Annotated in this window: 5 protein-coding genes; all 5 read left to right on the forward strand. The window is 66.7% G+C overall.

Features of this window, described 5'->3' with window-relative positions; translation table 11 throughout:
* The coding region (locus tag RT551_RS20750; RefSeq protein WP_313461997.1) for a chemotaxis protein CheW at positions 1-1,253 on the forward strand (1,253 nt) is incomplete at its 5' end.
* A gap of 673 nt (positions 1,254-1,926) precedes the next feature.
* On the forward strand, positions 1,927-4,167 hold the full coding sequence (locus tag RT551_RS20755; protein ID WP_313461999.1) for a methyl-accepting chemotaxis protein: 2,241 nt from the start codon (positions 1,927-1,929) through the stop codon (positions 4,165-4,167).
* A 196-nt stretch (positions 4,168-4,363) separates the two neighbouring features.
* Positions 4,364-4,552 (forward strand): hypothetical protein, encoded by a 189-nt coding sequence (locus RT551_RS20760; protein WP_313462001.1) that lies wholly within the window; start codon positions 4,364-4,366, stop codon positions 4,550-4,552.
* A 39-nt stretch (positions 4,553-4,591) separates the two neighbouring features.
* Complete coding sequence (locus RT551_RS20765; protein WP_313462002.1) at positions 4,592-6,784, forward strand: methyl-accepting chemotaxis protein; 2,193 nt, start codon at positions 4,592-4,594, stop codon at positions 6,782-6,784.
* A gap of 85 nt (positions 6,785-6,869) precedes the next feature.
* Entirely contained in the window at positions 6,870-7,646 is a 777-nt protein-coding gene (locus tag RT551_RS20770; RefSeq protein ID WP_313462003.1) for a flagellar brake protein, read from the forward strand.
* Positions 7,647-7,766 lie beyond the last annotated feature (120 nt).

The raw sequence follows: 7,766 nt of genomic DNA on the forward strand, positions 1-7,766 counted from the left end.
CGGCCGCACCCGTTGCCGCCGCCGTGGCTCCCGCCGCCGCTGCACCCGCCGCAGGAGCCGCTGCACCGGCGGCCGCACACGAAGCAGAAACCTCGATCCGCGTCGCGGTGGAAAAGGTCGATGCCCTGATCAACCTGGTCGGCGAACTGGTCATCACCCAGGCCATGCTGAAGCAGGTCTCGCACGCACTCGATCCGGTCCACGCCGAACAGCTGTTTGCCGGCCTGGACCTGCTGGAACGCAACACCCGCGACCTGCAGGAAGCGGTCATCGGCGTGCGCATGCTGCCGGTGGACGCGGTGTTCCGCCGCTTCCCGCGCCTGGTCCGCGACCTGTCCAGCCGTCTGGGCAAGCAGGTCCGCCTGCGCACCGTCGGCGAAGGCACCGAACTGGACAAGGGTCTGATCGAAAAGATCGCCGATCCGCTCGTCCACCTGGTCCGCAACTCGATCGACCACGGCCTGGAAATGCCGGATGTCCGCAAGGGCGCAGGCAAGGACGAAACCGGCACCATCACCCTGGCCGCTTCGCACCAGGGCGGTCACATCGTCATTGAGGTCAGCGACGATGGTCGCGGCCTGAACCGCGAGAAGATCCTGGCCAAGGCCCAGGAACGCGGCCTGAGCGTGCCGGAGAATCCGACCGACAGCCAGGTCTGGGATCTGATCTTCCAGCCGGGTTTCTCCACTGCCGATGCGGTCACCGATCTCTCCGGTCGTGGCGTGGGCATGGACGTGGTCCGCCGCAACATCCAGGCGCTGGGCGGCGAAGTCCAGATTGAAAGCAGCCTGGGCGCGGGCACCCGCACCCTGATCCGCCTGCCGCTGACCCTGGCGATCCTGGACGGCATGACCGTCTCGGTGGCGGGCGAAACCCTGATCCTGCCGCTGGCCTACGTGCTGGAAGCACTGCAGCCGCAGGCCGAAGACGTCCGCACAATGGCCGGCGAAGGCCGCGTGCTGCGCGTCCGCGGCGAGTACCTGCCGATTCTCTCGCTGAGCGAATACTACGGCTACGGCCACCGCGCCAGCGACGACTCGCTGGTAGTGGTGGTGGAAGGCGACGGCCAGAAGATCGCGCTGGAAGTGGACGAACTGGTCGGCCAGCAGCAGGTCGTGGTGAAGAACATCGAGAACAACTACCGCCGCATCAGCGGTGTCTCCGGTGCCACCATCCTCGGCGACGGCCGCGTCGCTCTCATCGTCGACATCGGCGGTCTGGTGCGCTCGCTGCGGGTACCGCAGGCGGCGTAACTTCTGCTGGTTGATCGCTGAGAGCAAGAGCAAAAGCCCCGCATCGCGGGGTTTTTGTTGTCTGCTCTAAAAGCCGATGGTCATCGGTTTCCGTGCTTTGGCGTACCGGGGTGGGTTTGCGGGACACGCCGTGAATACGTCCATGTAGGCTCGTCAAAAACATCCATGTTTTTGACGGTCCCGCAAACCCACCCCGGCACGCCCCAGACAGTTGGCCGGTGGCCATGGAAGATCAAAAGCACGTAACCGCCGTTGATCTGGCATTTGCCATGGCCACCGATCATCTTTCGATGGCGGCTCGGGATGGGCTGGAGGGGGCATGAGCCGCATGGATGCGGCGACTGAGCCTACAAGGACGTACTTGCGGCGTCCCCCGGAACGCCCGTCCCGAGCCGCCAACCCAGAGAACCGATGACCACCGGCTGTTCGCCTGAATCCAACAGCAGCCGGGCAAGCCCGGCTCTACGTAGTGATTGCAATCGCCGCTGTTCGCGCCCCCCCGACAGACATCACAGAAAAAACGTGATGCGGAACACTAAAGTCCGCGCGTGAAGAGGCCGCTAAACGGAGTGATGGTGAAGGAACACTGCCATGTTCCGCGTTCCACCTGCGTCCATGCCCCTCGCCCAGCGCCCCCACAGCTGCGCGCCCCGCCTTGTCCGGAGTTCACAGTATGAAGTGGTTCTACGATCTGCCCATCGCCCGCAAGCTCGCGGTCGGGTTTGCCCTCACTACCCTGATGACCGTTGCGCTGGGCGTGTTTGCCCTGGTGCGTCTCAATGGAGCCAATGCCCAGTTGGGTGCCATGGCCAGCAACGATATTCCCTCGGTGGAACACCTGGGTGAAGTGCGCTCCCTGCTCGGCGAATTCCGTACGTATGAGCTGGCGCAGCTGAGCATGCTCGACCAGCCCGACAAGGTGGCCGATTACAACAAGCGCATGGACACCACCGCCAAGGCCGCGCGCGACGAACTGGCCGCGTATGCCGAGCTGCCGGCGGGCGAAGAAGAGAAAAAGCTCTACAGCCACGTCGCCGCCGACCTCGACGCCTACTTCGCCGCCAACACCGACATGCGCGCCGCCATTGCCGCCGGTGACGGCGTGCTGGCCCAGCAGATTTCCGATGATCGCTCGCGCCCGGCCCGTCGCAAGATGTTCGACGACCTCAAGACCCTCGGGGCCTTCAGCAGCAAGCTGATGCAGTCGCGCATCGATGAGGCCAACGCCACCCATCACAGCAGCGTCGTCGCCATCATCACCACCGTCGTGCTGCTGGCCCTGCTCGCCATCGGTGCCGGCGTGATCATTGCCCGCGCCATCACCCGCCCGCTCGGCCAGGCCGTGCATGCCATCAAGTCGGTCGCCCGCGGTGACCTCAGCGTCAGCACGCGTGCCACCAGCAACGACGAAGTCGGCCAGATGCTGGTTGCCACCGGCGAGATGACCGCCATGCTGCGCCGCTATTCCGACGAAACCCGCAAGATGGCCGAGATGCACGCCGGCCCGGATATCTCCCACCACATGCCGATCGACTTCCCCGGCGTGTACGGCGAACTGGCCGTGGGCACCAACACCGTCATCTTCGAACACCTGGATGCCATCAAGGACGCCATCGCCGTGCTCAACGAGTACGCCGCCGGCGACCTCTCGCGCGACGCCCGCCGCCTGCCCGGCACCCGCGCGATCCTGCATGAGTCCATGGACGCGGCCAAGGCCAGCCTGCTCGCCATCAACACCCAGATCCAGTCGTTGGCCCGCGCCGCCGCTGCGGGCGACTTCAGCCAGCGTGGCGACGCCCTGCGTTTCGAACACGACTTCCGGGTCATGATCGAAAACCTCAACACCATGATGGAAGTGGCCGACGGCAACCTCAACCAGCTGTCGCACCTGCTGCAGTCCATCGCCGGTGGCGACCTCACCGCGCGCATGCACGGCGAGTTCCACGGCGTGTTCGCCGCGATGCGCGACGACGCCAATACCACCGTCGCCCAGCTGACCCAGATCGTCGGCCGCATCCAGCAGGCCTCCAGCAGCATCAGCACCGCCGCCGGCGAGATTGCCTCGGGCAACAACGATCTGTCGCGCCGAACCGAGCAGCAGGCCGCCAACCTCGAAGAAACCGCTGCATCGATGGAGGAACTCACCTCCACCGTGCGCCAGAACGCCGAGCACGCCCGCCAGGCCAACCAGCTCGCCATCGGCGCACACAGCGTCGCCAGCCAGGGCGGCGAAGTGGTCGGCCAGGTGGTCACCACCATGAGCGCGATTGAAACCTCGTCGAAGAAGATCGCCGAGATCATCTCGGTCATCGACGGCATCGCCTTCCAGACCAACATCCTGGCACTGAACGCCGCCGTGGAAGCGGCGCGCGCCGGCGAACAGGGCCGCGGCTTCGCCGTGGTCGCGTCCGAAGTGCGTACCCTGGCCCAGCGTTCAGCCAGCGCCGCCAAGGAGATCAAGAGCCTGATCGACGAATCGGTCGACAAGGTTGCCGAAGGCTCCGCGCTGGTCAACCAGGCCGGCAGCACCATGGACGAGATCGTCGCCTCGGTGCAGCGCGTCACCGACATCATGGCGGAGATTTCCGCAGCGTCGCAGGAACAGTCGGCCGGCATCGAGCAGGTCAACCAGACCGTCGTGCAGATGGACGAAACCACCCAGCAGAACGCGGCGCTGGTGGAGGAAGCCACCGCAGCTGCCCGCGCCATGGAAGAACAGGCCGGTCACCTGACCGACGCTGTTGCGCTGTTCAAGCTGGAAGGCCAGGCATCGCGACAGGTCGCGGCGGTTGCTGCTGCGCCGGCACCGGTGCGCAGCTCAGCTCCGGCTCGCGGACGTGCCCCTGCGCCCGCCAAGCGCGCGCCCGTGCGTGAAACGGCACTGGCCAGCGAAGGCGACTGGCAGGAGTTCTGACCGGCCGCATTGCTGCTTCGGTTAAACCCACACCCCGCTTCGGCGGGGTGTTTTGTTTCTCCCACCCAAAACGCGCAGTGCGTCACATAATTGAAAGAAACTCGACCGAATTCGGCAAAACGCGCGCTGAACAGGATCAAGTCCGTACGCATGCGAGCCGTTAAGAAGGGACCGTTGTGGCCTGGGAGGGCGGCACATGGCAGCACCCTCATCGTCGCCAGGCGCACCGCGCCCGGTCTCCACCGCCCGCGCCGTGGCCGGCCTCACCGCGCTGGCGCTCTGGCTGGGCTGGGTGATTCCGCTGCTGTACCACGCACCGTCGTCCCGCGTCACCGCTGTGGGAATCACCCAAGCCGTCTGCTCGCCCGCCGCCCCCAGCAGGTAAGCGACCCATCCGTTGCTCATGCCCGAAGGAGTCGACCGCATGTCCGCACCCCGCCCTGTTCCCCAATCACTGGTAGGCCACGAGAACGTGCCCTACCTGCAGGCCCTGGCCGCCGAGGCGGACCGCCTGTTCCTGGCGGTCACCGCGCTGCTCACCGCGATCTCGCTGGTGCTGGCCTGGCGCAATGGCGTGTGGACGCCGGCATTGGCGATCAGCCTGCCCAGCCTGGCGCTGGTCGCGCTGCAGACCCGCTGGCTGCCCGGCACCCGGTTGTCGCGCTGCACCGTCGCGCTGGTGTGGATGGTGCTGGCCGCCACCCTGATCCACCAGACCCACGGCATGCTGGAAACCCATTTCGGGGTAATCGTGCTGATCGCGCTGCTGCTGTATTACCGCGACTGGCTGCCGATCGTGGTCGCCGCCGCCGCGATCGCCGTGCACCACGTGCTGTTCTTCGTGCTGCAGAGCCGTGGCCTGGACCTGCCGGTGTTTGCCGCCGGCAGCGGCTTTGGCGTGGTGCTGCTGCACGCCGCCTACGTGGTGGTGGAAACCGCCCTGCTCTGCGCCATGGCCGTGCAGATGCGCCGCCAGTTGCTGCTGCTGGGCCATGACCCGCGCGAGCTGGCGCGACTGGCCCGTGGCGTCGCCAACGACCAGCCGCTGCCGGCCGACCTGCACGAAGCGCAGTTCCCGGCCGATTCACTGGCCCGCGCCATGGTCCACAGCAGCCACCAGCTGCTGGCCCGGCGCGAGCAGGAACAGGCCAGCCTGGACGAGATGCTGCGCGTGCGTGCCGCGCTGGACGATGTCACCACCAACGTGATGATCGCCGATGCCCAGCGCAACATCGTCTACGTCAACCGGCCGCTGCAACGCATGCTGGCCGCCGCCGAGTCCGACCTGCGCCGGGATCTGCCGCAGTTCAGTGCCGCCGACCTGGTCGGCCGCAACATCGACATCTTCCACCGCCATCCCGAACACCAGGCCCGGCTGCTGGAAACCCTGAAGAGCACCCACCGCGCACAGATCCGTGTCGGCGGCCGGGTCATGCAGCTGATCGTGAATCCCATCATCGATGATGCCGGCAGCCGCCAGGGCTTCGTGGTGGAATGGGCCGACCGCACCCTGGAAGTGCAGGTGGAGGAAGAGCTGGGTCGCATTGTCGACGCCGCCGCGGCCGGCGACTTCAGCGGCCGCGTGGTCACCGAAGGCAAGCAGGGCTTCTTCCTGCAGCTGGCGCAGCGCCTCAACGCATTGCTGGACGCCAACGCCGGCAGCATCGAGCAGGTCTCGCAGCTGCTGGCCGCACTGTCGCGCGGCGACCTCACCGCGCAGATGCACGGCGACTTCCACGGCGTGTTCGCCCGCATCCAGGACGACGCCAACGCCACCATCACCCAGCTCACCGATATCGTCGGCCGCATCCAGAGCGCGTCCAACAACCTCAACCAAGCCGCCGCCGAAATGGCCCACGGCAACGCCCACCTGGCCAGCCGCACCGAGCAGCAGGCGGCCAGCCTGGAAGAAACCGCGGCCACCATGGAAGAGCTGACCGCCACGGTGCGCCAGAACGCCGAGCACGCACGCCAGGCCAACCGCCTGGCCAGCGAAGCGGCCGATGTCGCCGCCCAGGGCGGCACGGTGGTCGGTGAAGTGGTCGACACCATGAGTGCGATCGAGGCCGCTTCGCGCCGGATCGGCGACATCATCACGGTGATTGACGGCATTGCCTTCCAGACCAACATCCTGGCCCTGAACGCAGCGGTGGAAGCCGCGCGCGCCGGCGAGCAGGGCCGTGGCTTTGCCGTGGTTGCCACCGAAGTGCGCACCCTGGCCCAGCGCTCGGCCGACGCGGCACGCGAGATCAAGGGTCTGATCGCCGATTCGGTCGACAAGGTCGCGCACGGCGCGCAGCTGGTGAACCGTGCCGGCCAGACCATGGGCGGCATCGTCAGCGCGGTCGGCCAGGTGAACACGATCATGGGTGAGATCTCCGCCGCCTCGCAGGAACAGTCCACCGGCATCGAGCAGGTCAACCAGAGCATCGCGCAGATGGACGCGGGAACGCGCCAGAATGCGGCCTTGGTGGACGCCTCACGCCAGGCCACCCACAGCATGGAAGAACAGGCCGGCACCCTCGCCGAGGCAGTGGCCCGCTTCCATCTGCACGACCCGGGCAGTCCATTGAGCGTGATGCAGCGGGTCCAGCAGATCGTGGACGCGACCCCATGAGCGCCTTTCTGGCCAGATTTACCCTACAGAAGTGTGACGGGCTGCCGATAAACGCAGGGAGACCCGGCATTACCCAGCAGAATTCATGTCCGTAGGCAGCCTAGACGCACACGACACCGCCCATGCCGCCGATGACGACGGCACGGACGACCGTTTCCTGGTCCGCAACCCGCGCCAGATCCGGCAGTTGCTGCAGGCGTTGATCGACCAGCGTTCGTTGATCAACGCGCACCTGGGCGGCCGCGACCAGTCGTTCCCGACTGCGATTCTGGAACTGGACGAGGACGAGGACTGGCTGCTGCTGGACGGCAGCCCGTCACCGGCGGCCAACCGGGCGGCGGAAGAAGCCGGCCACCTGCTCTGCTTCGCCCAGCTGGACCGGGTGATGGTGCGGTTCCGGGTGGACCACCTGGAACGCACCGGCGACCACCGCCATGTCGGCTTCCGCGCCCCGTTCCCGACCGAACTGGTGCACCTGCAGCGGCGCGAACTGTACCGCCTGGAAACCCCGATCACCGACTCCCCGCACCTGCTGTTCCCGGTCAATGAAGACCGCAGCGAGGCCCTGCACCTGCGCGTGGTGGACATCAGCGCCGGCGGCCTGGCGGTCACCGTCCCGGCCAGCTGCAACGCCTTCGGCCTGCAGAAGCGCTACGACGCCCGCCTCGACATGCCCGACAGCGGCCCCCTGCAGGTTTCGCTGATCGTCTGCAACCAGCTGAACATCAAGATGGCCAACGGCACCGAGACCAAGCGCATCGGCATGCGCTTCGACGGCCTCCCCCGCGGCGGCGACAGCGCCATCCAGCGCTACATCTTCCGCATCGACCGCCAACGCAGCGCTCGCAAGAACGGCGATTGAGCGTTTTGTTGTCTGCGCCTAGAGCGCTGGCAACGGACGTTCTACGAGCTTGGGCCGACGGGGGTGGGGGTACGGGACACGCCTTAAATCTCCCGTTAGGCTCGGGCGGCACATCCATGT

The organism is Stenotrophomonas sp., from assembly GCF_032103445.1.
Classification (GTDB): Bacteria; Pseudomonadota; Gammaproteobacteria; order Xanthomonadales; family Xanthomonadaceae; genus Stenotrophomonas.

Excerpts from the sequence above, each read along its gene's own strand:
- RT551_RS20755 (WP_313461999.1), top strand. The coding sequence starts at position 1,927 with ATGAAGTGGTTCTACGATCTGCCCATCGCCCGCAAGCTCGCGGTCGGG.
- RT551_RS20760 (WP_313462001.1), top strand. The coding sequence starts at position 4,364 with ATGGCAGCACCCTCATCGTCGCCAGGCGCACCGCGCCCGGTCTCCACC.
- RT551_RS20765 (WP_313462002.1), top strand. The coding sequence starts at position 4,592 with ATGTCCGCACCCCGCCCTGTTCCCCAATCACTGGTAGGCCACGAGAAC.
- RT551_RS20770 (WP_313462003.1), top strand. The coding sequence starts at position 6,870 with ATGTCCGTAGGCAGCCTAGACGCACACGACACCGCCCATGCCGCCGAT.